This window comes from Acinetobacter colistiniresistens (assembly GCF_024582815.1).
GTDB lineage: Bacteria > Pseudomonadota > Gammaproteobacteria > Pseudomonadales > Moraxellaceae > Acinetobacter.
Genome location: NZ_CP102099.1, coordinates 1,426,510 through 1,453,208, shown reverse-complemented (window position 1 = coordinate 1,453,208; position 26,699 = coordinate 1,426,510). Strand labels below are relative to the sequence as shown.

25 protein-coding genes and 6 tRNA genes are annotated in these 26,699 nt (G+C 41.9%); 10 read left to right on the top strand and 21 right to left on the bottom strand.

The window, feature by feature from the left end; all coding sequences use genetic code 11:
- Window positions 1-144 precede the first annotated feature (144 nt).
- Window positions 145-2,682, top strand: coding sequence for a sulfite reductase flavoprotein subunit alpha (locus NQU59_RS07040; RefSeq protein ID WP_257065429.1), 2,538 nt, complete (start codon window positions 145-147; stop codon window positions 2,680-2,682).
- 122 nt (window positions 2,683-2,804) lie between these two features.
- Window positions 2,805-3,590, top strand: coding sequence for a YdcF family protein (locus NQU59_RS07035; protein ID WP_005244043.1), 786 nt, complete (start codon window positions 2,805-2,807; stop codon window positions 3,588-3,590).
- A 21-nt stretch (window positions 3,591-3,611) separates the two neighbouring features.
- On the opposite strand, the gene NQU59_RS07030 is transcribed toward NQU59_RS07035, so the two are convergent.
- The 9 genes from NQU59_RS07030 to NQU59_RS06990 form a co-directional block, all read right to left on the bottom strand.
- Window positions 3,612-4,094 (bottom strand): DUF2750 domain-containing protein, encoded by a 483-nt coding sequence (locus tag NQU59_RS07030; RefSeq protein ID WP_005244044.1) that lies wholly within the window; start codon window positions 4,092-4,094, stop codon window positions 3,612-3,614.
- An 87-nt stretch (window positions 4,095-4,181) separates the two neighbouring features.
- Window positions 4,182-4,257, bottom strand: a tRNA-Val gene (locus NQU59_RS07025).
- 139 nt (window positions 4,258-4,396) lie between these two features.
- Window positions 4,397-4,473 (bottom strand) — tRNA-Asp (locus tag NQU59_RS07020).
- A gap of 39 nt (window positions 4,474-4,512) precedes the next feature.
- Window positions 4,513-4,588, bottom strand: a tRNA-Val gene (locus NQU59_RS07015).
- 101 nt (window positions 4,589-4,689) lie between these two features.
- Window positions 4,690-4,766: transfer RNA gene (locus tag NQU59_RS07010), tRNA-Asp, on the bottom strand.
- Window positions 4,767-4,809: 43 nt separating this feature from the next.
- Window positions 4,810-4,886, bottom strand: a tRNA-Asp gene (locus NQU59_RS07005).
- Window positions 4,887-4,909: 23 nt separating this feature from the next.
- Window positions 4,910-4,985, bottom strand: a tRNA-Val gene (locus tag NQU59_RS07000).
- Between the two features lie 157 nt (window positions 4,986-5,142).
- Entirely contained in the window at window positions 5,143-5,658 is a 516-nt protein-coding gene (elsL, locus tag NQU59_RS06995; RefSeq protein ID WP_005244045.1) for a cell wall-recycling L,D-carboxypeptidase ElsL, read from the bottom strand.
- 376 nt (window positions 5,659-6,034) lie between these two features.
- Window positions 6,035-6,400 carry a YbaN family protein gene (locus NQU59_RS06990; RefSeq protein WP_005244046.1) on the bottom strand — a complete coding sequence of 122 codons (366 nt, stop codon included), beginning with the start codon at window positions 6,398-6,400 and terminating at the stop codon, window positions 6,035-6,037.
- A gap of 100 nt (window positions 6,401-6,500) precedes the next feature.
- Between NQU59_RS06990 and NQU59_RS06985 the strand changes: the two genes are divergently transcribed.
- The 3 genes from NQU59_RS06985 (at window position 6,501) to dapE (ending at window position 8,882) form a co-directional block, all read left to right on the top strand.
- Complete coding sequence (locus tag NQU59_RS06985) at window positions 6,501-7,373, top strand: DUF1853 family protein (protein ID WP_257065424.1); 873 nt, start codon at window positions 6,501-6,503, stop codon at window positions 7,371-7,373.
- A gap of 108 nt (window positions 7,374-7,481) precedes the next feature.
- Complete coding sequence (locus NQU59_RS06980) at window positions 7,482-7,625, top strand: entericidin A/B family lipoprotein (protein ID WP_168926886.1); 144 nt, start codon at window positions 7,482-7,484, stop codon at window positions 7,623-7,625.
- Between the two features lie 123 nt (window positions 7,626-7,748).
- On the top strand, window positions 7,749-8,882 hold the full coding sequence (gene dapE / locus NQU59_RS06975) for a succinyl-diaminopimelate desuccinylase (protein WP_005269425.1): 1,134 nt from the start codon (window positions 7,749-7,751) through the stop codon (window positions 8,880-8,882).
- 45 nt (window positions 8,883-8,927) lie between these two features.
- Here the strand turns inward: dapE and NQU59_RS06970 are convergent, their stop codons facing one another.
- From NQU59_RS06970 to pilG, 6 genes are all read right to left on the bottom strand, one after another.
- Window positions 8,928-9,383, bottom strand: coding sequence for a hypothetical protein (locus NQU59_RS06970; protein WP_005244051.1), 456 nt, complete (start codon window positions 9,381-9,383; stop codon window positions 8,928-8,930).
- Window positions 9,384-9,396: 13 nt separating this feature from the next.
- Window positions 9,397-14,481: an Hpt domain-containing protein gene (locus tag NQU59_RS06965; RefSeq protein WP_257065419.1), complete on the bottom strand. Its 5,085-nt coding sequence runs from the start codon at window positions 14,479-14,481 to the stop codon at window positions 9,397-9,399.
- Between the two features lie 153 nt (window positions 14,482-14,634).
- Complete coding sequence (locus NQU59_RS06960) at window positions 14,635-16,719, bottom strand: methyl-accepting chemotaxis protein (RefSeq protein ID WP_043971712.1); 2,085 nt, start codon at window positions 16,717-16,719, stop codon at window positions 14,635-14,637.
- A gap of 44 nt (window positions 16,720-16,763) precedes the next feature.
- A complete protein-coding gene (locus NQU59_RS06955; protein WP_005244057.1) occupies window positions 16,764-17,300 on the bottom strand; it encodes a chemotaxis protein CheW in 537 nt (178 codons plus the stop codon).
- 47 nt (window positions 17,301-17,347) lie between these two features.
- A complete protein-coding gene (locus NQU59_RS06950; RefSeq protein ID WP_257065414.1) occupies window positions 17,348-17,710 on the bottom strand; it encodes a response regulator in 363 nt (120 codons plus the stop codon).
- Between the two features lie 23 nt (window positions 17,711-17,733).
- Window positions 17,734-18,117, bottom strand: a complete 384-nt coding sequence (pilG, locus tag NQU59_RS06945; RefSeq protein ID WP_005244059.1) for a twitching motility response regulator PilG — start codon at window positions 18,115-18,117, stop codon at window positions 17,734-17,736.
- A 277-nt stretch (window positions 18,118-18,394) separates the two neighbouring features.
- On the opposite strand from pilG, the gene NQU59_RS06940 reads away from it, so the two are divergent.
- Window positions 18,395-19,048: a hypothetical protein gene (locus tag NQU59_RS06940; RefSeq protein WP_043971709.1), complete on the top strand. Its 654-nt coding sequence runs from the start codon at window positions 18,395-18,397 to the stop codon at window positions 19,046-19,048.
- A 188-nt stretch (window positions 19,049-19,236) separates the two neighbouring features.
- A complete protein-coding gene (locus NQU59_RS06935) occupies window positions 19,237-20,952 on the top strand; it encodes a proline--tRNA ligase (RefSeq protein ID WP_257065411.1) in 1,716 nt (571 codons plus the stop codon).
- Window positions 20,953-21,004: 52 nt separating this feature from the next.
- On the opposite strand, the gene NQU59_RS06930 is transcribed toward NQU59_RS06935, so the two are convergent.
- The 6 genes from NQU59_RS06930 to NQU59_RS06905 form a co-directional block, all read right to left on the bottom strand.
- A complete protein-coding gene (locus tag NQU59_RS06930) occupies window positions 21,005-21,340 on the bottom strand; it encodes a YegP family protein (RefSeq protein ID WP_257065410.1) in 336 nt (111 codons plus the stop codon).
- 149 nt (window positions 21,341-21,489) lie between these two features.
- Window positions 21,490-23,163, bottom strand: coding sequence for an AMP-binding protein (locus NQU59_RS06925; RefSeq protein WP_257066211.1), 1,674 nt, complete (start codon window positions 23,161-23,163; stop codon window positions 21,490-21,492).
- A gap of 316 nt (window positions 23,164-23,479) precedes the next feature.
- Complete coding sequence (locus tag NQU59_RS06920) at window positions 23,480-23,824, bottom strand: zinc ribbon domain-containing protein YjdM (protein WP_005244069.1); 345 nt, start codon at window positions 23,822-23,824, stop codon at window positions 23,480-23,482.
- A gap of 52 nt (window positions 23,825-23,876) precedes the next feature.
- Window positions 23,877-24,233, bottom strand: a complete 357-nt coding sequence (locus tag NQU59_RS06915) for a DUF488 domain-containing protein (RefSeq protein WP_043971706.1) — start codon at window positions 24,231-24,233, stop codon at window positions 23,877-23,879.
- Window positions 24,234-24,256: 23 nt separating this feature from the next.
- Window positions 24,257-24,619: a DUF2004 domain-containing protein gene (locus NQU59_RS06910; RefSeq protein WP_005244075.1), complete on the bottom strand. Its 363-nt coding sequence runs from the start codon at window positions 24,617-24,619 to the stop codon at window positions 24,257-24,259.
- A gap of 37 nt (window positions 24,620-24,656) precedes the next feature.
- Window positions 24,657-25,106, bottom strand: a complete 450-nt coding sequence (locus NQU59_RS06905; protein ID WP_373463005.1) for an SRPBCC family protein — start codon at window positions 25,104-25,106, stop codon at window positions 24,657-24,659.
- 182 nt (window positions 25,107-25,288) lie between these two features.
- Here NQU59_RS06905 and ygfZ point away from each other — a divergent pair, with 182 nt between their 5' ends.
- The 3 genes from ygfZ to NQU59_RS06890 all read left to right on the top strand — a co-directional run bounded on the left by ygfZ (window position 25,289) and on the right by NQU59_RS06890 (window position 26,657).
- Window positions 25,289-26,011 carry a CAF17-like 4Fe-4S cluster assembly/insertion protein YgfZ gene (gene ygfZ, locus NQU59_RS06900; RefSeq protein ID WP_257065408.1) on the top strand — a complete coding sequence of 241 codons (723 nt, stop codon included), beginning with the start codon at window positions 25,289-25,291 and terminating at the stop codon, window positions 26,009-26,011.
- A gap of 89 nt (window positions 26,012-26,100) precedes the next feature.
- Window positions 26,101-26,334, top strand: a complete 234-nt coding sequence (locus NQU59_RS06895; RefSeq protein ID WP_005244081.1) for a hypothetical protein — start codon at window positions 26,101-26,103, stop codon at window positions 26,332-26,334.
- Window positions 26,335-26,336: 2 nt separating this feature from the next.
- Entirely contained in the window at window positions 26,337-26,657 is a 321-nt protein-coding gene (locus NQU59_RS06890; RefSeq protein ID WP_005244084.1) for a low molecular weight protein tyrosine phosphatase family protein, read from the top strand.
- Window positions 26,658-26,699 lie beyond the last annotated feature (42 nt).

Below are 26,699 nucleotides of genomic sequence, written 5' to 3'. Positions count from 1 at the left end.
AACCAATATCCAAGGTGATATAAATTTTTATACCCATAAAATAAATGAGAATCAAAATCAATATTACCTACAAAATCCATATTATGTTCTTATTCTTGGGTTATAATTTTTACATGAATTCCATTATCTTTTCATTTTTTGACCATGTTTAAAAAAGTTTTCTTTCAGATCCATTGGTTTTTAGGGATTACCGCAGGGCTGATTCTCTCTTTAATGGGAGTCACGGGTGCAATCTACTCATACGAACCGCAAATTCTAAAGTGGATCAACCAAGACAGCTATGTCGTTGAAGTTGCTCAAACACCTAAACTTAGCCCTGCCCAGCTGTATCAACATTTCAATCAGCAACAACCCGAGATTGAAATTAACAGCATTACTATCGCTTCAGACCCCACAGCCTCTTCTACCGTCAATATTAAAAAAGAAGGTGCACGTCGTGGCTACAATATGATGGTTAACCCTTATACCGCAGAAGTCCTACCCGACATTAAGGGGCGTGACACGCTGCAATTTATTCAGCGTTTGCATCGTAATTTAACCGCAGGTGAGTTCGGTGCGCAGATTACTGGCGCATCTACATTGATGCTGATTTTCTTTGTTTTGAGTGGGCTTTATCTACGCTTTCCAAAGAAACACACTTTTAAACAATGGTTCTTTATTAAACCCAAACTGAAAGGCCGTAATTTTATTTGGGATCTGCATGCTGTAGTTGGAACTTGGGTAGTGGTGTTCTATCTGCTCTTTGCATGTACTGGCTTATATTGGTCTTATGACTGGTGGCGTGCCGGCATGTTCAAAGTCATGGGCGTTGAACAACCACAACGCAATCAGCATAATAATGAACGCGGCAAAGATAAACCACCAGAACTGGCCAAAGCACAGGTCAGCACCATCCTGACGCAAACATGGACTGGAGTAAATGCACAGATCGGCCGTGAATACTCAAGCTTGACCCTGAATATTCCAAAACGTGAAGATGCTAAAGTTGAGCTTTCCTTTGTTGATGCCATTCCTCAGCATGAGCGCGCACGCAATCAAGCGGTCTATAACTATCAAGAAAATAAATTTGAAAAGTTTGAACTGTATGAAGACAAAAAGCTCAATGAAAAAATCATGAGCAGTATGCTGCCTGTACATCGGGGTAGCTTCTTTGGTTCAACCTATCAATTTATTGCCATGCTGGCTTCATTGGCAATGCCACTGTTCTTTATAACAGGCTGGATGCTCTATCTAAAACGTCGCAAGCAGAAGAAACTCACTCTCGCAGCCCGTCAATCACTCAGCGCACAGCCAATTGATCCGAATGCCAAACCTTGGCTGATTACTTATGCATCGCAAACAGGCGTGGCTGAACAATTGGCTTGGCGTACAGCAACCAGCTTGCAAGAAGCGCAGCAGCCAACCACAGTCAAACCGATTCAACAATTGACGGAACAAGACCTTTTACAAGCAGTACAGGTTTTATTTGTAATCAGTACCTATGGCACAGGCGAAGCACCCGATCTTGCCGCCAGTTTTAGCAAAAAACTGATGCAACAAGACCTCGACCTCAGCCAAATGCAATATGCAGTGCTTGCGCTGGGATCAAAAGAATACCCAGATAGCTATTGTAGCTTTGGTTATGCTGTTGATACGTGGCTAAAACAATGCAAAGCCCAAGCATTATTTGACTTAATCGAAGTCGATAATGCCAATGCCAACGATATTCAACGCTGGAATCAGGCCCTTTCAGTCGTGACCAAGCATGAACTACATGCCATGAATATCGAGAAAGTGTTTGATCAATGGACTCTCGCTGAACGCACATTGCTCAATCCGAATAGCTTAGGACAAGCCGCCTATAACATCGAGCTCAGCTCAGCTTCAGATATGACTTGGCATGCAGGTGATATTGCGGAGATACAACCAGCCAATAGCTTAGCTGAAATTCAAAATTTCTTGATCCAATATCAAATTCCAGCAAACAGTCTGGTTGAGTCATTGAGTCAAACAATTGAACAGCTGCTTTGGGATAAGAATTTACGGGTCGAGATCAAACCTTTCAGCACGCTTGAAGATTTATTGGAACAACTTCCAAGCTTACCGACACGTGAATATTCGATTGCCAGCATTCCTTCGCAGCAAATATTACGACTGGTGGTTCGTCAACAACAGGATGAACAAGGTCAACTTGGTCTAGGTTCAGGTTGGCTCACGGAGTTTGCCCAACTAAAACAAACGATTGCTCTGCGTATTCGCACCAATGAATCTTTCCATCTGATTGACGATAACCGTCCAATTATCTGTATTGGTAATGGAACAGGCATTGCTGGACTCATGAGTTTATTACAGCAACGGAATCGACAAAACTACACCGCCAACTGGCTGATCTTTGGTGAACGTCAACGCGAACGTGATTTCTTCTATCAGGAAACCATTCGAGCCTGGTTAAACATGGGGAGCCTGCAACGTTTGGACCTCGCCTTTTCCCGCGACCAAGAACAACGTATCTACGTACAAGATATCTTACGCAGCAATGCCGATGAATTGCTAAAATGGATTGAGCAAGGCGCCGTAATCTATGTTTGTGGCAGTATTGAAGGCATGGCAAGTGGGGTCGATCAAGCGTTGAATGATATTCTCGGCGAGGAAACAGTAGATGAATTAAGGCAGGCGGGACGTTATCGTCGCGATGTTTATTAATTTTGTCCGATCTAAAAAACGAGTGCTAGTCACTCGTTTTTTTCATCAGACCATAAGAGAATTTGCCTTTCTCAGAATTTTGCATACACTTAGCACGATTCAAATCGACTACAATTAAGATTATGCAAATAAGTTCATGGGTTCGTATTGTTTTAGCCCTTATCGGTTCAGTCTTGTTCTTAGATGGTGCCATTCTCATCGCCTTTAAGAAGATTCATATCGGAACAGTACTCCCCTTACTGCTTGGTCTATTTTTCTGTCTTTACGCTTATTTTTATTATCATATTGAGCGTTTCTTTTTCTATCATTTTCGCCTGCACTCGATTTGGCGCTTTGGCTGGCTGTGCTTCTGGATCTGGGTTGTTAGCTTAGGCTATTTCTTTGATTATCTTTCTCACAATAATACTCAAGCGCAAACCATCTCTCCTGTTAAGGCTATTATTGTGTTAGGGAGTGGTATTGAAAATGGGCAACCTTCTGCGACGCTGGCCAAACGACTGGATCGTGCTGCCCCGATTGCTTTGGCTCAACCACAAGCTAAATTGGTGATGACGGGCGGTATTGATTTTGGCGAAACCCAGAGTGAAGCCATCGTCATGTCAAACTATGTACAACAGCGCTATCAGATTCCTGCCTCTCAAATCATTTTGGAAGATCAAAGCACCAGCACCGAACTTAATCTTAAAAATAGCCAGCAGTTATTGCAGGCACAACAGATTAGCATTCAACAGCCGATTGCAATTGTGACCAGCGATTTCCATACCTTACGTGCAGCAGCCATTGCCAAGAAACAAGGCTATCGCGATATTACCATGCTTGGTGCAAGCACACCTTTGGCAACACGCTACAATGCATGGTTAAGAGAATACTTCGCCTATGCCAGTGGTTGGCTACTCAATGAATATTGATTGAGGACGCTCCTCCCGATCTCAAGATGATGCTGAGTTATGCAAACGAATATCGCGTGGTAACGGAAGTTTTAGCTCAGCAAATACATCTGGACGTTGCAAATAGATTTGGTACAGAAAATTATTAATATCCAATAATAAAGCATCTGGGGAAACCAAGATATTATTTCCTTCCGGGGTCAAGTCCAGAGATAAAATCGTATTATTTTCTTTTAGAAAGGGAATTATTTTTTCAATAAACGCCAATAAGGAGACCTCCTGAATCTCATATTGCACCCAATTGTCTTTAATCAATAACTTTGCCAAGCTTTTACTCTGCCAAACCGATAAAGCATGCTGGCCAGATGGAGTTGAGCATAGTGCCCAACCGTCATGATAGAGCGCAATCACCTGACGCTGTATAATAATATTTTGAATAAATTGACGATAGCTCTCTTTGAGCGAAGAATTGACGGGGGTAGCTTGAGATTTCGACGCAGCCTTGCGTTGATAAGGATTTCTCATAGAGTAAGTCTTATTAGAATCATTATTAATGCTAATAATAAAATAACTTTATAGTGATTACAACAATGAGGAATTTGAGAAGAAATATGGTGGGCGCTGACGGGATCGAACCGCCGACATTCTGCTTGTAAGGCAGACGCTCTACCAACTGAGCTAAGCGCCCTGAGCGAGGATCAACAAAGCGAAGCTTTGTCTGAGCGCAAGAGAAAAATCTTTGATTTTTCTAATGGCATCTCGTATCAGAGATCAAGTATAAAGATACTTGTTAAAACTAACATTCTCTTAAAATGATATCAAGAAAATGGCGCAGCGGACGGGGCTCGAACCCGCGACCCTCGGCGTGACAGGCCGATATTCTAACCAACTGAACTACCGCTGCACGGTATTACTTCCAAACAGAAGTAAGTGTCACAAATTATGGTGGGCGCTGACGGGATCGAACCGCCGACATTCTGCTTGTAAGGCAGACGCTCTACCAACTGAGCTAAGCGCCCTGAGCGAGGTAACAAACTTAAAGTATAACTTTAAAATCTGTCTGAATATCAAGGATGTTAATCCTATCTAATCAACTCTAGCTATTCTTGCAATCTTAAAGTGGCGCAGCGGACGGGGCTCGAACCCGCGACCCTCGGCGTGACAGGCCGATATTCTAACCAACTGAACTACCGCTGCACGATAATTTTGCAATCACAGCAAACGACGATTAAAACTTAAGTGGCGCAGCGGACGGGGCTCGAACCCGCGACCCCCGGCGTGACAGGCCGGTATTCTAACCAACTGAACTACCGCTGCACTTGAGTCTTAACGTAAAGGCTTGGTGGGCGCTGACGGGATCGAACCGCCGACATTCTGCTTGTAAGGCAGACGCTCTACCAACTGAGCTAAGCGCCCTTAACGTCTTCATCGTTTGTGAGGTGCATTATAGAGAATCTTTACAGCCTGTCAAACGCTTTTGCCATTCTTTTCCAAAAAAACCGCACGAGTGATTAAAAAATAAGTAATTCCTTGAAAAAACCGACATTTCTGTATTTTATTTAAGCACTTATTGCTATTTTCTTAGCTCATTTTCGATGGCATGTTCTGAGATATAAACCAGCGCTTGCTCAGAAACGAGTCCAAATAGTTCGAGAATTTCATCATTCTTCATTCGAATACACCCATGCGACATGGGAATCCCCATCGGTTCTGTATCGGGTGTCCCATGAATATAGATATAACGCTTAAACGTGTCGTGCCCTTCTCCATGATTAAAGCCTTCCTCTAAACCATCCAGCCATAAAATTCGCGATAAGATCCAGTCACGTTGCGGGAATTGCTGAGCCAATTGCTGGTCATAGACCTCCCCTGTGGGCTGACGTGCAATAAATACGGCATTTTTAGGTGCATCCTCACCAATCTTTTGTGCGACCTGATGCCAACCCCGAGGCGTTTTCCCGCTATTCTCCTGTTCACCAATACCGTTCTTCCCAGAAGAGATCACATAAAATTTATTCTGTTTTGGCAAATGTAATGTTTGTTGTGCTAAATCAATGACAATATCTGCCTGATCTAAGGTATAGCTCATTTTTATCTCAATAACGGATGGAACAACTTCATTTCAACATAGACGGGCGCTTTTTTCTTGTACTTTTCCGTAGTTTTAATCATGGGTGAGTTTTAAATATAAGTATAAACGCACAACCCTTGTATTTTTTCTCATTGCCAGCCTTTATTTCATCTCTTGCATTTAGGCATAGTCTTCTTGTTACAGGGCTTTAGCCACCCCTCAGCATAAAGCGTTGCTTTTCTTTTAATTCGCCACTCGCAGCATATGAACCATATTTGGCGCAAGGTCTTGCGCATGAGAAATACATTTCGCAAGAGCGTTGCTTTAAGTTTGTTTATCCTCGCCACTCGCAGCATAGCTGCTCGTCTTGCGCAGCTAAAAAGCGTTGCTTTTCTTAACGCTGCTCAGGCTCGGGGCGTAACCACAACCATACCGCAACAATAAACATGGTGACATCGGTAAAGACTTTGACCCAAAATGGCGCATTGGTAAACAGCATCAAAATACCGCTAATCAACATCATGATACTGGCAATCCATTTTGCCTTACGTGGCACAGTGCCATGTTCACGCCAGTTGCGTAAGGTCGGACCATATTTAGGATGATTGAGTAACCACGCATCCATTTCAGGCCAACCTTTGGAAGCAGCCCATGCGGCAAGAATCAGAAATACTGTCGTGGGCATTCCCGGTAAAATCGCCCCAATGATTCCCAACGTAATAAAAAATACGACCAAACTACGCCAGAACAAAGTTTTCATTGAGCCATTAACCAATACCTGTTTACAACCGTGCTAGTATAAAGCGTTTTTAGTGTCGTTTCTTAAACTTAACCTATTATTTCAATGATTGAGTGACTTCATGTCTAAGATGATTACCACCCCTTGCTATTTTGAGCCGTGGTTACAGTTTAAGCACCCCATCGTACGACATTTAGCATTTTGTATTGCCAGTCCGAATATTTTGGCTCAAATTCCACCTGATTTAAACATTAAGCATCCGTTTGAGCTTCATTCAAATCAGAACTGGCTAGATCACTATCTAGGTTATGAAAACCGCTTAAAACAACTTGATCAGCAGCCCCAACCCTTAATTGATTTTCTGGCGCAACTCAAAAGTACTCGGCTTGGTTTGCGTTTTGAAAATCTATTGTGGTTTTGGTTATTAGATGACGCTTATCATCCGTACCAGCTCCTTGGACATAGTATTCAAAAAATTGCAGGTGCTATCACATTAGGCGAACTTGATTTTTTACTTCTTAATCAAGACACTCAAGAAATAGAGCACTGGGAAGTGGCTTTAAAATACTACTTAGGTGAAGGCGAGCTAGATTTAGCACAGTGGTATGGACTGAACCGAGAAGATACTTTACAGCGTAAATTAAAACATTTTACCGAGCGTCAGTTCCAGTTTACTGAAGCAAATCATCATCAGATCCAACGCAAATTTGCGGTGATGAAGGGACAGTTATATCTTCCAGCAGAATCCCACCACCTCAACCTGCCTTGCTGGATTAACACCTCAAGGCGTTTAGGTCATTGGGGCACTGATCTTCCTGAAACAGCTTATTATCGCTTACAGCGGCATGAATGGCTTTGTCCCGATCGGTACCCCACTTCTGAAACAGCAGTCTGGTGGAGCAATGGTCTTTATTATCAGGATTCACCGACTCCTGTGTTTTATATGTTTCGCCAGCCCTCATTATTGTTTAGCAAACCTAAACAAACTCATTAGTTCATAGAGTAACATTTTATAACACATTTACCATCAAACCCTTATGTTCATTTAATGCTAAATTTTTTAGCCTCTTAAGTACATCATAATTACATTTAAACGGAGAAGATGATGAAAAAAATCTTAGTTGCTTCAATCATGACTGCTTTTGTTTTAACTGGTTGTAATACATTTAAAGGTATCGGTAAGGATGTATCTAAAGCTGGTGACAAAGTAACTCAAACGGCTGAAAAAACGCAAAATAAAATGTAATTCGATACAACCCGCCTTACCAAACCTTATCTAGACCTAGATAAGGTTTATTTTTAATACCTTTCTCCACAATATTCCCCTATTATATCGGTTCACATTTCACCAGATTTAGCTCCATCTCGCATGAATCACTCCGATACGCTCGAACTTAGTTTACAACTCCTACGCCAACCTTCTGTCACCCCGATAGACCATGATTGTCAAAATATCATGGCAGAACGCTTAGCAAAAATTGGTTTCAACATCGAAAACATGCGCTTTGAAGATGTCGATAATTTATGGGCACGTCGTGGTACTGAAAGTCCGGTATTCTGTTTTGCAGGCCATACTGATGTTGTTCCAACGGGCCATTTAGATGCATGGAATTCCGATCCATTTTTACCGAGTATTCGTGATGGTAAATTATATGGTCGCGGTTCTGCTGATATGAAAACTGCTTTGGCTGCCATGGTGGTTGCCTCTGAACGTTTTGTGACTAAACATCCAAATCATAAAGGTTCAATTGCTTTTTTAATCACTTCTGATGAAGAAGGCCCATCCATCAATGGGACAGTGAAAGTGGTTGAGACATTGGAAGCACGTAATGAAAAAATGACCTGGTGCTTGGTCGGTGAACCATCGAGTACCAATCAACTTGGCGATATCGTTAAAAATGGCCGTCGTGGCTCACTCAATGCCGTGTTAACTGTACACGGCAAGCAAGGTCATGTTGCTTATCCACATCTGGCAGAAAACCCGATCCATACCGCATCTAAAGCCTTAAATGAGCTATGTGAAACCGTTTGGGACAATGGCAATGAATATTTCCCTGCGACTTCATTCCAGATTTCCAATATTCAGGCTGGCACAGGCGCGACCAATGTGATTCCAGGCACATTACAAGTTACGTTTAATTTCCGCTACTCAACGGAAGTGACTGCGGATATCTTAAAACAACGCGTAGTCGAACTTTTGGATCAACATCACCTTCATTATGATATTCAGTGGACGTTATCGGGCTTACCATTTCTTACGCCTGTAGGTGACTTGGTCAATGCGGCAAAAACCGCGATTAAAAATGTCACGGGGATTGATACGGTACTTTCAACCAGTGGTGGCACTTCTGATGGTCGCTTCATTGCACCAACAGGTGCACAAGTACTTGAATTGGGCGTATTGAATGCAACAATCCACCAAATCAATGAACATGTGAATGTCGCAGAATTAGAACCATTGGCTGAAATCTACGAACAAATTCTAGTCGAACTACTTGCCTAAAATAAAAATGTATAAATAAAAAGGAACTCTGATGAGTTCCTTTTATTACAGTCCAAGTTGGGTCTGTATATTCTGTAGATGTGGGACATAAAATCGGTTTTCCCCCATCTTCACATATTTAAACACCTTGCTATCGTCAACTTCACCTTCTTCATCGACCACTTCCGAAATACGTAAACGGATCGACTCAGGCATTTGATTGCAAACTAGGGCAAAGCGTTGTGATACATCATCTCCTTCGACAACCAGGGCCACACCTTGTTTTTGCATCGGATCATTGACCGCGTATACAGGAAGTTTTAAATCATGCCATTCAATATGATCAACATTGGTTTGAGTATCCATTGCTGACAATACAATATTTTGTGGCAACAGCATGGGTACGTTTTGATGACATTCAATAATGTATGCATCAATAAACCCCGTGGAAACCGTAATTAAATGTTGTAACTCTTGTTGGTCAATTTGTCCCAACGCCGAGTTTGCGCTTTTCTTAACCATTATTTTTTACCTCTTAGCGCACCGTAAGTAAGCTTTCAATATTCTCCAAGAGTGCTTCTTCTTGGAATGGTTTACCCATATATTGGTTAACGCCTAGTGATAGTGCACGTTCACGATGCTTCTCACCAGTACGTGATGTAATCATGATGATCGGCAAGTCGCGGTGTATTTCATGATGGCGTACCAGATTCGACACTTCAAAACCATCCATACGCGGCATTTCAATATCCAGTAACATCAGGTCTGGTTTCACGGTTTCAAGCTGTTCTATGGCATCCACACCATCTTTCGCGGTCACTACATCATAACCTTGACGCTCTAACAGACGTGAGGTCACCTTACGTACGGTCACCGAGTCATCGACAATCATAATCAAGCGACGCTCATCATAACGCTGTTTGCTATATGTCTCATCTGCCTGCTTACTCCGCGCAGTAGACTGCGCTTGTCGTGCAATATTTTGACCATCCAGAATCAAACAGACCTGACCATCACCAAGAATCGTTGCACCTGCAATCACCCCAATATTGGAGAACTGTTGCCCCACCGGTTTGACGACAATCTGTCCACGTGAACCAATCAGTTGATCAACCAACAGGGCTGTGGTTTGTCCTTGAGCACCTTTAATCAACAACACAGGTAAAGAATGAACCACTCCACTTAAGCGAGGAACAGGTTGTCCTGCAACGAACTCGGATAAGTAGCGTAAGCGATAACGTTCTTGGTCAATGGTAAAATAGTCATCCTGACTTTCAAAGTATTGTTCTAACGCCAATGGAGAGATACGAACAATACGGTCAATCTGAGCCAATGGGAAGGCAAACTGCTGATCGCCTGCTTTTACCATCAAGGCATCACTGACGGCAACCGTGGTTGGTACGCGAATGGTAAAGGTTGTTCCCTTACCCAGCGTAGAGTCGACACTGACATGACCACCCAAGGCCTTAATGTCACTCTGAACCACATCAAGACCCACACCACGACCCGAGATTTGAGTCACTTGGGTTGCCGTACTAAAGCCTGGATGGAAGATAAACTGTAGAATTTCTTCCTGATCCAGTTTCTGATCTTTGGTCATGAGGCCAGTTTGTAACGCTTTTTCTTTGATGCGGTTAACATCAATCCCTTTACCATCGTCACTGAACGTCACCACGACATCTGTCCCTTGGCGACCAATGTTCAACACAATATGCCCAGTTTCTGGTTTTTGTGCTTGTAAACGCTGTTCACGATCTTCAATACCATGGTCAATCGCGTTACGTAACATATGCTCAAATGGTGCAACCAACCGCTCAAGAATACTGCGGTCCAATTCACCTTCAGTATTGTTCACCACCAGTTCTGTTGGTCGATTCAACGTCGATGCCGTTTGGCGCACAATACGTTGCAGACGTGGCAATAGACGAGAGAATGGAACCAGACGGGTACGCATCAGGCTTTCTTGAATTTCAGCCTGAATCCGCGACTGTTGTAGTAATAAGCCTTCAGTATCACGTATTTTTTCAGACAGTGTCGTTTTAAAATCAACCAAATCCGAAGCCGATTCAGCAAGTGATTTGGAGAGCTGATTCAACGATGAATATTGGTCCATTTCCAGTGGGTCAAAGTCTGCATAACGTGCCTCTTCGCCACCATGACGGGCGATAATCTGGCTTTCCAACTCACCTTCCATTCGGCGTAACTGATCCGCCAAACGCTTGATTGCCAATTCCATTTCCGTCAACGTACTGCCTAACTGACCCAAATCCATTTCAATACGTGAACGGTTAATCGCATTTTCCCCTGACAGGTCAATCATCTTCTCGATGACCTCAGCAGAGACACGAATCATTTCATTGTTCTGTTCTATGCGTTCCGTGGTTTCCCACTCACCCAACATCGATGGAGGTTCAGTGCCATCCCCCTGCACAAACTCCATGGTAAATTCAGGTGTAAAGATATCTTTGGTCGAGAGCTTCTGAGGAAGTTGTGCAGATACATCGACAAACTCCATCTTCTCCAAGCTTTGTTTCAAGCCGTCAAAATTTGCATATTGACGTTTAGAGATGGCATCATTTAACCATGCCAATGCGGTATTGAGCAGGTTGTCATACACATTCGAATTGAAATGATGTACACCAAATTGCTCAAAAGCATTCTCTAAATGGTAGGCGATAATCGCAATGGCATCCATTTCAGCCATGCGCGCGCCACCTTTCAGACTATGCGCAATACGTTGTAACTGTAGCAATAAACTACGGTTACCCCGTTGCTCAAACCATTGCTTCAATAAGCCTTGTGCTTGCTCCAGCAGTTCTTCAGCTTCTTCAAGGAAGGTTTGCTCAACCAGAGAACGAACGTCATCATCCGTAGGCTCCAGCACTGTCTGCGGCAGTTGTGCCGCTGCAGTATGCTCAAGAACTTCGGTTTCAACCCACTCAGACGCTGACTCAACGTCAACAGGCTGTTCATCGACCAGCGTTTCGGTTTTGACAGACTCAGGCTGTTCCAGCAAAGTCTCGACTTGGCTCGACTCAACTCTTTCAAACTCGTGTGCTGTTTCAAGCCCAGACTCAACAGAAGCAACATCCGATTGATCAGCGTGTTGCAATAATTGCACCACATGGGTCGATGGATAATCGGTGTGCTGATCACGAATGGTTTGAATACGATCCGCAATATCATCCTGTACCAAACGAATAATGGCAATCAGTTGTGGTGTCGCCTGAATCTGTTGATTGATCAGCTTCTCATAAATGGTTTCTAATTCATGCGCAATCAAACCAATATGACGCGCTTGAATCATATTTGAACCCCCTTTTAAGGTGTGCAAATAACGCATCAGGTTTTTGAGGGCATTGATATCTTGATGATCCGTCGTCCACGTATTCAGATCCGCATCAATCCCGACCAGCAACTCATCGGCTTCCTCAAGGAAAATCTCTATCAGGTCTGGATCAAAGTCACGATTGGCCTGATCAGACGGTAACTGCTGCTTATCCAGCGCGAGTTGCGCTGCAAATGCAGTAACATCAATCGTCGTCGTTATCGATTCAACCTTATGTGGCGTCGCAGTAAGAGCAACTTCCGTATCATCGCCTTCCATTTCGGCTGTTTTTAGTTGCTCAGGCACGGTGACTGGCACAGTTTCACGTTCAAGCTGCTCAGCAACAACTGTTGTTTTCGATAACTGCTCAAGCACAGCTAAAGTATGCGTGGCAGGATAATCGACCTGCTGATCACGAATGGTTTGGATACGATCGGCAATATCATCCTGAACTGAACGAATCGCTGTAAGCAATTGTGGTGTTGCTTGAATCTGCTGATTAATTAACTTTTCATAGAGAGTTTCTAGTTCATGCGCAATCAAGCCAATATGACGTGCCTGAATCATATTTGCTCCCCCTTTTAGGGTGTGCAAATAACGCATCAGATTCTTTAACGCATTGATATTTTGATGATCAGTTGCCCAAGTGTTCAGGTCAGTATCAATTCCGCCAAGCAGTTCATCTGCTTCTTCAAGGAAAATCTCCACGAGATCCGGGTCAAAATCACGGTTTGCTTCACTTGACTGCAACTGCTGTTTATCGAGCGCAAATTGACTGGAAAAATCCGTTGTTTGAATAGCTGAACCAGCTTTTGCATGAGCTTCAGTCGCTGCTGTTTCTTCAGCTGCATCTTCTTCCTCTACAACAGATATGTCATCCAAAGATTCAACATTTTGTTGTGTAAATGAACTCAACTCATTTAAAACACGTTCATGTGCTTTGGTTAAAGTGACGCGCTGTCCCGCCGCCAAGGTATCAAATAGCTGGATAAACTGTTGATGGACTTGGTGATAGAGCTCAAATGCATAATCCAAATGCAGTAAACTTGGCTTAAAAATCAGATCTTGATAGCTAGAACGCAACAGACTGGTGTATTGATACATCCCGATGGTTGCATGATGATGCGTATGCTGTAACAAGGTCTCTGTTTGTTGACTGAGTAGTTGCAGGTATTGAGGGAACTCCTGACGGGCACGACTCTCAAAATCAAATTCGACATCTAAAAGATCATTGATATTGAGTTCAAGCAACTCAGATACCAAGCCTTGCGGTCTTATTGCAGCACCATTCTTTTCTTCAAGCTGGAAATCGTAACTGTCCCATGCCACATTAAACGTCTGATAGATTTCATCGAGTTTCTGCTGTGAAGCCTGTTGTTTTAATGTATGCAAATAATCCCGTACAAACTGCGCATAATGCGTCAGCAAAGCCGTTTCATCCGAACTAGAATCCAACTCTTCTTGTAATAAGGTTTTAAATAGATTCTCAACTTTTGAGCTCGCCTCAAAAACGTGATTCACATGCGCCATGGCAGAACTGCCACGTAAGGTATGTAATGCACGAATCAAGGTATTATAATGGTCGTTACTTGGGCGATCATTCTGCAAAAATTGGTCGATGGTGGCTAGATGTTCTTCGGCTTCTTCTTGGAAAATGGCCAAGGTTTCTTTAGCCAGTGCCTCATCTTCAAACGGTGCCGCCCATTCAAGTTCAGATACAGGCTCAACCTGCTGCTGTTCGAGATCAGTGGTTGCTGTTTCCTCCATCTGCTCAAGTCCAGTCATTTGCTCTTCACTGGTTAAATCAGTCGCAAGATGAAGTAATTCTGCTAAGGCTGGTTCAGGACTTTGCTGTTGTTGTAATTGCTGTCCCAACACGACCAAAGGTCTAAAGTCGATTAAATGCTGTTGAACTGCTTTAAAATCATGACAAAGTTTAAAACGATAAATATTGAACACTGTTTCTACATAACGCTGAATATCTGCATTCAAGCTAATCGTGCCTGCGATAACACGATTCAGCGTATCTTCAACTGTCCATGCCAACTCACCTGAAGATTTAGCTCCCACCATTCTTCCAGAACCTTTTAAGGTATGAAAGTGGCGGCGAATATCGCTCAACACATTCTGCTGATGTGGTTGTTCCGCCCACTGAACGAGTAATGGTTCTAACTCAACAAAGATTTCATCTAATTCTTCAATAAAAATCTCAAGAATCTCTGCATCTTGCTCAAGATAACTGTCTTCAGGAAGCGTCATCGTTTCAACTAACGTTTTTAATATTTGTTTCATAGCTGCTTCTTTCGTTTTTATCCACCAATGTGGGTAAAAATTACGTCTATCTATTACACAAGATGTAGTCCCACTGCACCATCATCTTGTTGAGATATCCAACCTCTTTAAAAATGGAAAGGCAGACACCCCCATCTGCCTTTCCAATTCGGTTTAGTCTGGTAACTTAAAGTCAGTTACAGACTCACGTAATGATTCAGCCATGTTTGCCAACTCAGATACTGAGCGCGCTGTATCAAACGTTGCTGTTGTCGTTTGTGAAGTAATTTCCTGCACGACATTCATCGTCGTAGCAATATGACTTGCTGAGGCAGACTGAAGTTTCGCTGCATCGGAAATGCTTGCAATCAGTTTTGCCAAGTCACCCGATACCGTTTGAATCTCATCTAGTGCAATCCCCGCATCTTTCGCCAAGTTCGCACCACGGACAACTTCCGACGTGGTTTGTTCCATCGAGATTACAGCTTCATTGGTATCCGTCTGAATGGTTTTTACCAGGCTTTCAATCTGCTTGGTTGCGGAAGCAGAACGTTCTGCAAGACGCTGTACTTCATCGGCTACGACCGCGAAACCACGTCCCGCTTCACCCGCCATCGACGCCTGAATCGCAGCGTTTAATGCCAAGATGTTGGTTTGGTCGGCAATATCGTTAATCAGCGAGACAATGTTACCAATCTCTTGTGAAGATTCACCCAAACGCTTAATACGTTTCGAAGTCTCTTGAATCTGTTCACGAATGTGATCCATCCCCTCAATCGAACGGTTTACCACTTGCGCACCATTGGTTGCAATTTGTACTGAACGTTGTGCTACGTCAGCAGACTCAGATGCGTTGGCAGATACTTGGTCAATTGACAATGCCATTTCGTTCATTGCCGCAGATGCCCCTGCGATTTCTTGTGCCTGATGCTCAGATGCCTCTGCCAACTGGTTGGTAATGTTCTGAGTGTCTTGGGTATAACGTGCAACTTCTTGCGAGGTATCGGTAATTCGGGAAACAAGGTCACGTAACTGATCAATCGCAAAGTTAATCGAGTCGGCAATCGCACCTGTAAAATCTTCTGATACCGTTGCATATGAACGTAAGTCACCATCTGCCAAGTCTGCAATTTCATCAAGTAAACGTAAAATCGCATTTTGGTTACGGTCATATTCATCTTGTAAGCGTGTTACGCGCTCTTTATCGGTATTACTACGTAACATCAAGAGTTGTAATACAAAGAACACCAATGCCGCTAACGATAAAATTAAAACAATACCAGCAAAGACATTACCCCAGCCGCCTTCAGATTTATTCGATAAATCATTCAGTGAAGTAAGAAGTGCATCTGACTGGGTGAAAATTTGTGAAGATGCCTGGCGTACACGAACAATCTGATTGGCGTTTTGAAGTACTGTTGCTGCCGCAGACTTCAATACTGCATCGTAGTCAGACTTAATACTATCCACAGATTCACGTAAAGCGGCAGAACTAATTCGGTCTACACCCAGTTCAGCACTTCCATTCAACTGCGCATTTAGATACACACCAAAGGTATCAATATCGGCACCAAAGTCATTCGCCGAAACGTTTGAGTTATCTGTTCCCACCAGTACCGAGTTGATCGAACGTAAAATACGCTCGGCAATGAACACCTGGTTCTTGGTAATGATTACCTGACTACTCGGCATGTTCTCACGTACCATCTGATCAACCATCAAGTTATATTCAGCCTGAATCTCAGGAATGGTTTCACTAATCGAAATGTTGGTATCGTAAAGCTGGTTAATAACTTTTTGTTGCGATGCAATCAGGTCAATGTTTTTAGAAACATTGTCCCAAAGCCCACTCACCTTCTTGTATTCATCCGAACCTTTACCATACACGCTTTCAACGGTACTCAGGTTTTCAGCAAATTGCTTTTCAGACTCAACCAACTTCTTCATTGCTTCTGGTGTACCAGATGCAGTAGCTTCCGTTGCTTGACGTGAAATGGTTTGTGATAACAAACGCAACTCACCGAGACTACGGGTGAGTTGATTCGAACGAGGAACACTTACGAATAAGTAAATGAGGAGAATAACTGCAAGGGCCAAAGCAATTAAAGCGCGATAGATAATCGGTTTTGATTTCTCTGTTTCACCGAATAAGCGCGAAAACTGGTCAAGTTGCGTTCGAATATTATCGAAGAACGCACCGCCTTTTTTCAGCCCGGCACTATCGCCATTGCCGTTCTTTTTTTTAAGTTTAAAGCCCATATCAGCTTCTCCCCGAATACGCGTTTATGTTCCGTAGCGTAGAATTAGTTTATAAATTTTATTGATGCATTCATATATTGAGGATTGCTTAACAAACGACTCAATAAAAACACATGCCATTGTTGATTATGTTGATGGAAATGACCTTGGCAATAATCTTTCAGCTTATTATCCAGATCATTATTCTGGGAGAAAAAACTCTTTTTGTTAAAGTGTTGAATCCCCAAAACCTGATCGACGACCAACCCCACATAATGGTCTTGATGGCTAATACAAATCACTTTTTGCGTTGGTGAAAACTGACTCCGTTGCCCTGAAATAAAATGTGTTAAATCAGAAACTGAAAGCAGACGTCCACGAATATTGGCCAAACCTCTTACCCACGCCTGAGTATTTGGTACTGGTGTATATTTCGGCGGATAAATCACCTCCGAAATTTCCCCTAAAGGCGCAACAAAATATTGCCCTAACATCTCAAATGCAATACCAGACCAACGACTGACTTCATTTTGAGTTGAAGTGTATTGTTTATTGCCTCGCTTGGATAAACGAAGCAATTCGATAAATCCATTTGCTGCCATACCCTATCCCGTATTGAGTAATGAGAAGGCTCAACTTGAGCAAAAAATTAACTTAATAATTGTTTAATGACATCAATAAGTTGCTGTTCATCAATGGGTTTAGTCAAATAGTCGTAAGCCCCTTGACGTTTACCCCACACACGGTCTGTGGCCTGATCTTTGGTACTGACAATCACAACAGGAATATGTTGTGTATCCTTACCTTTACTGATTTGGCGGGTTGCCTGAAAGCCATTCATCCCTGGCATCACCACATCCATCAGCACCAAATCTGGCAATTCAGCTTGAGCCATTGTGACTCCATCAGCACCATTGGTCGCTTCAATAACGTCATAACCGTGCTTTGTCAAAATCTCTCTAAAGCGAAATGTTTCTGTAGGTGAATCATCTACAATAAGTATGCGAGCCATTTTTTCCTCAATCTTAACTTTTATTATGCACTAACGTGGTTGCGAATCGCGTTTAACAACTCATCTTTACTAAATGGCTTGGTTAAATATTCATCCGAGCCCACAACACGCCCTTTTGCCTGGTCAAACAAACCGTCTTTGCTTGATAGCATAATCACTGGAATATTTTGATAACTTAGAGAATTTTTAATTAATGCACAGGTTTGATAACCATCTAAACGAGGCATCATGATATCAACAAAAACGATATCAGGATTGGCTTCTGCAATTTTTGACAATGCTTCAAAGCCATCAACAGCGGTAATGACTTCACAACCTTCACGCTGCAATAACGTTTCAGCTGTACGACGAATCGTTTTTGAATCGTCAATCACCATCACCTTTAAATTTTGAAATTTATCTTCCATTTATTGTCCCGCCCCAATACTCAATACAAATTATGGTTGGTTTAATTTGTTTTATACAGATTAGTTGATATTTTTAACATATCTTTACTTGCATTATCAATGAAGTTTTTGAACCAACCTATCAGTTTCTCTACACAATCACAAACAGTTCACACTTTTAATTAAATTCCTAATTTTTTTGCTGAATAACTATTTTTAAATGTAGAAATTAGCACTAATATACAACTGATTATTATTTAAAAATAAGTGATTTAATTAACTTTTTTCGGGGAATGTAATGACTGGTTCGTTAAAGTGCGGTTTTCGCATGGGTCACTTTACAACGATTACTCGTACTTACATTTGTTCATTTTTTCTATTGTGTTTTGTTAGCTATTCCAGTGCTGCTACCACAGAACAACCTAAAGCTGTCTGGTATCGTTACTATGACAAAAATGGCGTTGCCAATGTCAGCACTTCCGTTTCCCCAAATCATATTCGTTACGGCTACGAAGCACTAGATCGCAACATGCAAGTGATAAAACGGAATAACCCCTACAACGCAGCAGCAGATGCCCAACAATCTGCACAACGGGAATCCGTAGCGCGTCGTCGCGAACAGGACTTAAGACTAAAACGCGCCTATGGCAACCCACAAATTGCCGCAACAAAACGAGACCAAATTTTGGCGAACCTGAAAAAACAGCTAAACTATCAGCAAGAACAATTACAACAATTACAAAAGGATAAAATCGCGTTTAAACGTCAGGAGATGGAATATCATCGTAAAGGTGAAGTACTGCCAGCACAGCTTAAAAACAATCTGGAAAATAACACTCAAAATATTGAGAACATCAAAAAAACGGTGGAAAGCCTCCGTAATGCCTATCACAAGACTGAAGTCGAGTATAGCGATATTATCCAGCGCTTAAATGCGCTGGGCCCGACTTAATCCATATGCCCTTTTACAATCTCGACATTAAATTTTAAGTAATTCGAATATTTAAATACTCAGCTCTACTTTATACTGCGCCAAATTGAATGATTCATGTCATAATGCCCATTGCCCAAAACTGGGCATATTATTTTGCTCGTTGTTGTAGCACTTTTTAAATAACACTTAACTTTAGGACAGTTTCCATGCGCGCAAGCCGCTTTTTATTTGCAACGTTAAGAGAAACCCCAAATGATGCTGAGGTCATTTCTCATCAGCTGATGTTACGTGCGGGGATGATTCGTAAACTCGCTTCTGGCTTATACTCTTGGTTGCCCATGGGAACGCGTGTTTTAAAGAAAGTAGATGCGATTGTACGTGAAGAAATGAATCGCTCTGGCGCATTGGAAGTATTTATGCCAGTGACCCAACCTGCAGCGCTTTGGGAAGAATCTGGCCGTTTTGAACAATATGGGCCAGAACTTCTACGTTTTAAAGATCGTCATGACAATCCATTCGTGCTTGGGCCAACCCACGAAGAAGTCATTACTGATTTAGCACGTAATGAACTGAAAAGTTATAAACAATTGCCGTTGAATTTCTATCAAATTCAAACCAAATTCCGTGATGAAATTCGTCCACGTTTCGGTGTAATGCGTTCTCGCGAATTCATCATGAAAGATGCTTATTCTTTCCACATCGATCAAGCATCATTACAAGAAACTTATGATGTGATGTATGACACCTATAGCCGTATCTTCACCCGTCTGGGGCTGGATTTCCGTCCAGTACAAGCAGATACAGGATCAATTGGTGGCTCTGCATCACATGAATTTCATGTCCTTGCAGCCAGCGGTGAAGATGATATTGCCTTCTCTACTGAATCTGACTATGCAGCCAATGTTGAAATGGCTGAAGCGCTTTTGGTCGGTGAACGTGCTGCTGCAACCCAAGCCTACAGCGTGGTTGACACCCCAAATCAGAAAACCATTGCTGATGTGTGTCAGTTCTTAAATGCCGATGCAAAACAATCTGTCAAAGCATTATTGGTACAAGGTCCAACAGATGAAAAAGGCAATACACCTGTAGTTGCCCTGTTCTTGCGTGGTGACCATGAACTCAATGATATTAAAGCTGAAAAGCATCCCTTAATTGCAGCACCTTTAACATTTGCCACTGAAGAGCAATTGCAACAACATGGCTTAACGGCAGGCTTCTGCGGCCCGCAAGGCTTAGTTGAAAAAGGGCTCACCGTGATTGTAGACCGTGCTGCATCGGTACTGTCTGACTTCGTTGCGGGGGCAAATGAAGTCGACAAGCACGCAACTGGAGTAAACTGGGATCGTGATGCGACATTTACCGAATTCTTTGACCTGCGTAACGTAGTTGAAGGCGATCCATCTCCAGATGGTAAAGGCACAATTCAAATTAAACGCGGGATTGAAGTTGGTCATATCTTCCAGCTGGGTACCAAATACTCAGAAGCATTAAACTGTAAAGTGCTGGGTGAAGATGGCAAACCCCTCACCGTGACCATGGGTTGCTATGGTATCGGCGTGACTCGTGTGATCGCATCTGCTATTGAGCAGAACTTTGATGACAAAGGGATTATCTGGCCTCAAGCGATTGCACCTTTTGAAGTTGCGATTGTGCCAATGAATGCCCATAAATCACCACGCACTCTCGAAGCCGCTGAAGCACTTTATGCAGAATTGCAAGCACAGGGTTATGATGTCCTACTGGATGACCGTAACGAACGTCCAGGCGTAAAATTTTCTGATCTTGAATTGATGGGTATTCCACACCGTATCGTGATTGGTGAAAAGGGTCTCGATGCAGGTACCTTCGAATACAAAGGCCGTCGTGATGCTGAAGCCAGCAACCTCAATAAAGAAGAATTATTGGCGAAATTGATCCGCTAATCTGAACTCTAGAGATAAAAAAGCCGTTTCAATGAAACGGCTTTTTTATTGATTAAACAGTTAAATCTTTAATAGTTTCAGATGGCCCATTATTTTTCACAGATTCAATGCCCTTGTCACGCGACTGCTCACTGGAATACAGCTGACTGGTTCCAATGACCTGATGATTGGCTGCTTTCAAATTAAAATATGGTTTTTCATTCTTTGAGGTTAAGCGATCATATCGACCATCATCAGGACTATTTTTCTGTACTGATGTGATCCCATTCAATGCTGCTGCTTTGGTTTTATATAATTCACTATTTAAAATTGGTTCACCATTTCCTGCCTTAAGTACAAAACGATATTGCCCATCACTCGCCTTACTTACTTCAAACCACCCTGACATAAGAACCTCTATTTATTGGAGTTAATCATTGTTTGTTATCTCCACCAATATAGTTCAGCTATCCCAGTTTAAAAAGCTTGTTTTTTGTTCAATTTTAGTAATTGACCGACTGCATCAAACTATAAAACCAGACCAAGGCCAAACATCTCCTACTGTTGTTCTTTTAAATGTCGACGTAGTATTTTTCCGATATTTGATTTCGGTAACTCTTGTACAAACTCAATATATTTTGGACATTTATAGGCGGTCAAATGAGCTTTGGTATAGCTTAAAATTTCCTCTTCCGTTAAAGATGGATCTTTACTCACAATAAAGATTTTTGGAACTTCACCAGATTTTTCATCCTTTACCCCAATCGCAGCCACCTCGAGCACCTTATGATACTGGGCGACAACTTCTTCAATTTCCCTTGGATAAACATTAAATCCAGAAACAACGATCATATCTTTCTTTCTATCAATCAGTTCAATAAATCCCTGCTCATCCATTATGCCAATGTCACCTGAACGGAACAGTTGATCCCGAGTCATAACCTGTGCTGTTTCTTCTGGTTTTTGCCAATAGCCCTGCATCACTTGTGGGCCACGTATGGCCACTTCACCTGGCTGACCATAGGGCAGTGGATTGCCATGCTGATCAATAATCACGACATCCGTTAAGGGGACCGGGATACCCACCTTGCCACTAAAAGTCGTTTGCCCTTTGGGATTAAACGTAGCTAAAGGCCCTGTCTCAGAAAGGCCATAGACCTCACAAATAATATTGCCCGTCAACTGCTGCCATAAATCTGCTGTTGCCTGCAAGGTTGGCATCCCGCCACTCACGGCCAGTTTGAAGTCAGAAAAATCTATTTCCTTAAAATCAGGTTGATTGGCGAGAGTATTAAATATCGTGTTGACACCAGGAAATACATTTGGAGAGTAACGGCGCCAAGCGTCTAGAATGTAATTGATGTCGCGTGGATTCAATATGAGTACGACCGTCTGACCTAAATAAAGGCTATATAAAATACTGAAAGAAAAAGCAAATATATGATAAAACGGCAGAAGGCATAAAATTCGACTACTGCCACCTTGAGACGATAACAACAAATTTGAAGAAAAAGCGGCATCCATCTGCAAAGTATTAATAAATAAATTACCGTGCGTTAGGATGGTGCCTTTTGAAAGACCCGTTGTGCCACCAGTATATTGTAGTAAGGCAATATCATGAAGCTGGAGTGCTGGGCGTTGATAATGCGTAGAACCAACCTCATTCATGATGCTTTTAAATTGATATACATTACCGATAAGCTCATGTTGAACCACTTTGCTTTCTTGCAAGTGTGGATATTTAAATCGTGTTTCCTCCGTCAATAAATCCGGAATCGAGGTCTGGATAATCGTCTTGACCTTGGTTTGTGCTTCAATTTGCTGAAAAGCTGGAATCGCATCATCAATAATAATCAAGACCTCTGCGCCAGAATCATTGAGCTGATACTGAAGCTCACGGGGGGTATAATGAGGATTCACATTAACTGCAATATAACCCGCACGAAGAATGGCACAGGCAATGACTGGATATTGCAGTAAATTCGGGAGCATGATTGCAATGCGGGTTTGCTGAGCTAAATTTAACTGTTGTAAATAACTGGCAAATCGCAGACTAAGCTGATCAAGCTCAGTAAAAGAAAGGATTTGATCATAAAAAATAAAAGCAGCAGCATTACTGAATTGCTGAAAAGATTGCTCTAGCATCTCAATTAAAGATTCATGCTCGCTAGGTGATTTTAATTGATAAGCAACATTATACTTCTGATATTCATTATACCAAGGACGTTCGATTTTCATTTATTAGAGCTATTTATTTGATGAAATTTCAAGTATAAATTTTTCTACTGAAAAAGTTGTCGATTATGTAAAAACTGTGAATCGACTTAGCACCATAGAAACACAATGATTATTAATAATAAATCAATATATTATGCTTTAATCAAGATCATACCTTATTACTTAGGAGCGATTAATACCTAATCCCGTGATCACAACGCTCCACAATTTCAGTTAAAATAATCAACTAAATAGCAGATAAAGAAAATAATTACCTCTCCAGCCTAAATCTAAAAAGGAGCATCTACATACTCCTTTTTAGATCAGATGATTAAACTTTTTTCACGAATTCAGACTTAAGTTTCATCGCACCAACACCATCAATTTTACAATCAATGTTATGACCATCACTTGCATCGGCAACCAAGCGAATGCTTTTGACCTTTGTTCCAACCTTCACCACAGAAGATGAACCTTTAATTTTTAGATCTTTCACGACCGTTACACTATCACCATCAGCCAAGACATTTCCGTTGGCATCTTTAATAATGTCCTGTACTTCTGAAGCAACAGCTTCCCCTTCCTTCCATTCATGTGAACATTCAGGACAAATCAATAAATCGCCATCTTGGTAAGTATATTCTGATTGGCATTGTGGGCAATTTGGAAAAGACATAAAAAAAACTCAAAAGGCTATTATGATGGATAGACGCTACTTTTTCAAAATTTCAGCCTTGAATCTCTTTCCCAAGTAGATAATTCTTCAGTACCAAAGCATGATTCAAGGCTGGGTCTTTGGCCGCATAAATCAGCGTTAAAGGTTGCTGTTTGGCCATCTCTCTCAGTTCTTGAACATGTGGATTATGACTTAATTCTTGATAATAGCCCTGCTGAAAACTCAGCCAATGCTCGGCTTGATGACAAAATGCCTGTCGCAACTCGGTTGAGGGGGCAATTTCCTTGAGCCATAAATCCAAATGTGCCCGTTCTTTCGATATTCCTCTCGGCCATAAACGATCTACCAAGACACGTTTGCCATCGGAAACGGCGATAGGATCATAAATACGTTTAATCTCGATTTGCATACACACTCGCCTACAATTTAGGCTTAGCTTTCCATTGCGATATCAATCACCTGCCCTTTTGCATCAAAACTTACACAAATCACATAATTGGTCATTCCATCGGGCAAAGTAAAATCAAGCATCTCATGCGGTTCTAAGCCGTCATCATCGCATTGATGATCCAAGACTAAAATCTCTAACACCTGTAACGGTGTTGGAGTAGGTGTCCCAAAATGTTTTTGCCAATATGCAGATTCAACCTCCTCAAGATGGTGTTGAATAAATAGCTCTACACTGTCTTCGGCCTGTTGGTTTTCTAAAGCTTCTCGCATTGCACGACGTGCAAGCTGTTCACGGTGTTCAACAATTGCTTGTCCTGACATAGCATCCCCCGATGTCATCATCATAAACTGTATTTTTAAGCTGATTCTGCTTTTTCAATTTCTAATCTGGAATCTCAACCTGCACCAATAAGCCAAGCAAATACAATGATTCTTGCCAGCCTAAATAACACGCTTCAACTGGAATCACGTCTGGTATCCCTTCTTGGGTAATATGGATTTCAGTACCGACCAATACTTGTTTGAGTTGAATCGTCACCTGAATATCACCGGGCAGGTTTGGGTCATCAAAACGACTGGTATAACGCAAGCGTTCATTGGGAACCAGTTCGATATAGCTTCCACCAAAAGAATGAGAGTGTCCTGTTGAAAAATTGGTAAATAACATTTTATAGCTACCACCCTCTTGTGGATCAAGATGATGGATTTTTGCTGTGAATCCATGCGGTGGTAACCATTTGACCAAGGCATCTGGATCTAAAAAGGCTTTAAAAACCCGAGCAGGTGGCGCATTTAATACACGATGTAATTTTACTGTACCCGTCATTATTATTCTCCAATCTTACAATTCTTGCGCTGGATCGATTTATCATAGCGATTTGCTGTACAAATGCCATGCCTTCAATCGCTCATTTGAGCACGATTATCGAGAATCTAAAGCTGCTTTTTTGTGAAAAATGGCGCAAAATAACAATCCATATTTTAGTGATCAGAACGCAGATTTAGGATTGATCTATGAGCCAGCTTGCTTTTACTGCTTTTAGCTTAAATGGTGTAGATGCACAGAAATTTTTACAAGGTCAGGTGACCATTCATGTCGAACGGATACCTGAAAATGAAAATCGCTATACCGCTATTTGTGATTTAAAAGGACGTATTCATTTTGGTTTATGGATTAAAAGACTCACCCCAGAGAGCTTTGAACTTGTGACCACGCAGGACCAAGCCGAAGAATTTGCTAAGCATATTAAAAAGTTTGGTGCTTTTTCTAAAATGAAGTTAGAACAAATCAGCCCTGTTTACCCAACAGTAAATGGTATTCAAACTGAGTTTTCTGCAACAGTAAGCGATATCAGTACTTGGCAAGTTCAGGCAATTCAGTCTGGGCAAGCTTGGATTAGTCAAAGTACAGAACACCTATTCCAACCACAAGAATTACGATTACATCAACGCGATGGCGTACATTTTGATAAGGGCTGTTATCTTGGCCAAGAAATCGTGGCACGTCTTTGGTTTAAAGCCAAACCAAAGCATTGGTTGCATTTAATTCAAGCCGAAGGTGGTCTGCCAGCCCCAGCAACGCAACTCAGTAAAGATGTTGAAGTAGTCAATAGTGTTGCCTTTGAAACTGGTTATCTGGCACTTGTGATTGCCAAACCCGCAGCCTTAACAGAACTTGGTGTAACTGTTTTAGAGCTGCCTGAAACACTGAATGGCGATGTCGCTCGACCAAGTTAAATCCTTGTGGAAATTAGGCTTTAATATTATAGTAAAAACTCATGTGTTATCGCGGCTGCTGAACCCGATTAACTCATGAGTTTTTTATAATGGATGATTTAGCACAACAACGTAACCGAGCATGGCGACGTAAGCAAAAGTTTTTATTTCGAGGCCGAGACTGTAGACACACAACACGTTTGTGGAAGCCTGTAAAGCAATGGAAATATCTCTATACAAGACAAGTTAAACTTGCTCGGGCAAAGCAATTAAGAATCGAATATCCTCGCATTTCTAAAGCTCAATCTTTACATGATGCCCGTTTTAATTATTGGACTCTTTGATTCTGAATATTCTCTTTATTTGCAGCCGTAACCAATGGCGCAGTCCAACAGCTGAACGTATTTTCGCACAAGGGTATGGTCTACGTACCCGTTCAGCTGGCACCAGCCGTCATGCCAAACACACCATTTCATTAAAAGACATTGCTTGGGCTGAGCAAATCTTTGTGATGGAATCTCGACACAAGCAACAGATCAAAGAACAGTTTTCCAAACAACTAGCGCATAAAAAAGTGTTTGTGCTCGATATTCCAGATGACTATCACTATATGGACCCTGAGCTGATTGAATTACTTCAATTGGCGATGCAGCCCTATTTAAAATAAAGTTTCATCGCTGTTCTTGTCGAAAGTTTAAATCGACGTTAT